The sequence below is a fragment of the Clostridioides sp. ZZV15-6597 genome, from assembly GCF_020657815.1.
Classification (GTDB): domain Bacteria; phylum Bacillota; class Clostridia; order Peptostreptococcales; family Peptostreptococcaceae; genus Clostridioides.
This window is the reverse complement of the sequence record NZ_JAGWCT010000204.1, coordinates 1-2,524: the sequence shown is the minus strand read 5'-3', so window position 1 is coordinate 2,524 and position 2,524 is coordinate 1. Positions and strand designations below refer to the sequence as shown.

Here is a 2,524-nt window from a genome sequence, read left to right as displayed (position 1 = left end):
ATTAATAATCTAGATAAAAAACCTAAAGGTATTCCTTTATAATTTGTAAAAATTGGCGCAACAAATATACTTGAAAGATATATAACTAAATAGTATATAAAACGATAAATACTTCTTTTCACTCTATATATGGTATTACATTTTTTACATCTAAGTTTTCCTGTAAATATACTTTTAAATCTATCTATAATAGTAAAAGTATAACTGCACTCTAAACAATTTTTCATAATAAGTCTCCTTTTTATTCTATTGTACCAAAGATATTAGTGAATTTTATAATGAAAAGGTTATAATCCAACTAATCTCTAAAGACATATTTGAAATTTGTTTTGATACAATAAAAAAGCTCCAAAATAATTAAACTTATAGAAGCTTTTTAAATAAAATATTTATTTAATATACATTATCTAAGCGTGATTGAAACAATTTTTACATTTTCTGTAACAACTTCTTGAGTTAGTCTTTTCTTTATCCTTGCAATTTTTACTCTTTGACCTATTGCTTTGAAATCAAGTTCTTTCATCCTATGTACTTCTCCTTCATTATTAGTATTCTATAACATTATAACCTTTCAAAAAATGTATTATAATAAATTATTAAATTAATTTATATATTAGTTGAAAACTTTTTAATCTACAGTTATAGTAAAAGATTTTTCTTTCCCTGTATTTACTGGCATCGGAGCCTCTAAAGAATGTTTAACTGGATTTGATGCAATTGAATCAAATTTAAAATATGTAATCAATGAGAATAAACATAAAATTATTGCCATTAAAATACCTGTTCTATTTTTTTCATTAAACATATTAGATACTCTTTTTTTATATCTGATTTCTTATGTAATCTGGCTACAAATTTATTTGAAGAATTTAAATCTTTTTTCATTGCATTTATAACAGTCAAAGCATACTCTTTTTTATCTTCTATACTACGATTTTTTAAAACTCTTCATCACAATAAAGTTCACAATCTAAATCTATAATCTTATCCATAATGTACATAAAAGGATTAAACCAATATACTATTTTTAAAAATAATACTAGATATTTAATACAAAGGTCTTTACTCTTAAAATGCATCAGCTCATGTCTAAATATCCATTCCAGTTCTTTTAGTGTATAATCATATGGTGGTAAAAGAATACATGAATTAAAAAATGAGGGTGTTTCAACTTCATGAGGATATTTAATTTGTATATTTTTGTTTATATTAAGTTCTTTTAATAAATTACTATAAAGATTGTTTATGTATTTGTCATCAACCTCATATGACAAATCATCTATCAGATTTTTAAGTTCAATATATTTCCATAAAGTATAAATCAAATAAAATATTGTAATAGTAGCCCAAACAGAAACTAAAATCATAGTACACAAAGTAGAAAGATTGTTAAAACCTTCTAGATTTACCTTATTAATATTCTCTTGATATTTAAATTCATTAAATGCAAAAGTATAATATGTAAATGGTAACAATAGCTTAATAATAACAATAAACCATATATAGTAGTTAAATCTTCTACTAAAAATTTTAAAAATAGTCATTCTAAAAACTAATAATAGAGCCGTAAATAAACTACTTACTAAAACTGTCCTAAGAAAATCGTTTAGAATCGAAAGCATAAATTTTCACCACCCTTATTCTAGAGTGAATTGCGGAATATTTGAAAAACAAACAACACTCTAAAAATATGAACAGAACTATGGCTCTTTTAATACAAAGAACCATTTGTTGATTTAATTATTGATGAATGTCAGTCTCAATATGGAGCGAAGTACGATGAAGAGTTTCCTGAAATTATGATATATTCCTTACCTACTCCATTTTATATTGACCGCCCAATAAATCATGAACTTATGAAAAAAACTATCATTAAGGGTCTAAAAAAACTTGAATCCGTTGGGGCAAACTTTATTGCGATGCCATGCAACTCAGCTCATATATATTTTAAAGAATTGAAAGAATCAATAAGTATTCCATTATTAAATATTGTAGAAGAAACTGTTAAAGATTTACCTTCTACTCCACAAAAAGTAACTCTACTTTCAAAAAGTTCAACATTTGAATCTAAAATTTATCAAAAAGGTATAACAGATGCTGGTCATAAATTTATATTTAAAGATGAATGGCAAAAAAAGATAAATGCTCTTATCCAAAATATCAAAACAGATAAGAATAATCCACAAAATATCAATATTTTGAATGAATTTCTAGAAAGTGTAAAATTTGAATCTATTGAAAATATAGTAATTGCTTGCACTGATTTAAATGTTGTCTTAGAAAAGATACAACCATCAATTAATATTATTGATTCGTCAAAATATTTAGCAGAGTCAGTTATTAAGAAATATTTAGAATTAGAGAAATAGAATTCACTCTATTTTTAATTCATAAATATTTTAGATAAATTATTCATGAAAAAGTAAAGTGATAAGATAATCTTACCACTTTACTTTTTTATGAATACTGACTTTTTTATTTTTGATGATGATTCTAAAGTAAAATTCACCTTAAATGAGATTGT

The 2,524-nt window shown here is 23.8% G+C and carries 4 protein-coding genes and 1 pseudogene; 1 reads left to right on the top strand and 4 read right to left on the bottom strand.

From position 1 onward, the window contains the following. The 4 genes and pseudogenes from KGF52_RS20815 to KGF52_RS20800 form a co-directional block, all read right to left on the bottom strand. On the bottom strand, positions 1–227 hold a 227-nt coding region (locus KGF52_RS20815; protein ID WP_227841490.1), incomplete at its 3' end, for a hypothetical protein. A 197-nt stretch (positions 228–424) separates the two neighbouring features. Beyond that, a pseudogene (locus KGF52_RS20810) lies at positions 425–523 on the bottom strand (XRE family transcriptional regulator); the annotation flags it as partial. Positions 524–628: 105 nt separating this feature from the next. After that, positions 629–805 carry a hypothetical protein gene (locus KGF52_RS20805; protein WP_227827997.1) on the bottom strand — a complete coding sequence of 59 codons (177 nt, stop codon included), beginning with the start codon at positions 803–805 and terminating at the stop codon, positions 629–631. A 133-nt stretch (positions 806–938) separates the two neighbouring features. Further along, positions 939–1,622: a M56 family metallopeptidase gene (locus KGF52_RS20800; RefSeq protein ID WP_227841489.1), complete on the bottom strand. Its 684-nt coding sequence runs from the start codon at positions 1,620–1,622 to the stop codon at positions 939–941. A gap of 117 nt (positions 1,623–1,739) precedes the next feature. On the opposite strand from KGF52_RS20800, the gene KGF52_RS20795 reads away from it, so the two are divergent. Continuing rightward, a complete protein-coding gene (locus tag KGF52_RS20795; RefSeq protein ID WP_227841491.1) occupies positions 1,740–2,369 on the top strand; it encodes an amino acid racemase in 630 nt (209 codons plus the stop codon). The last annotated feature ends 155 nt before the right edge of the window (positions 2,370–2,524 follow it).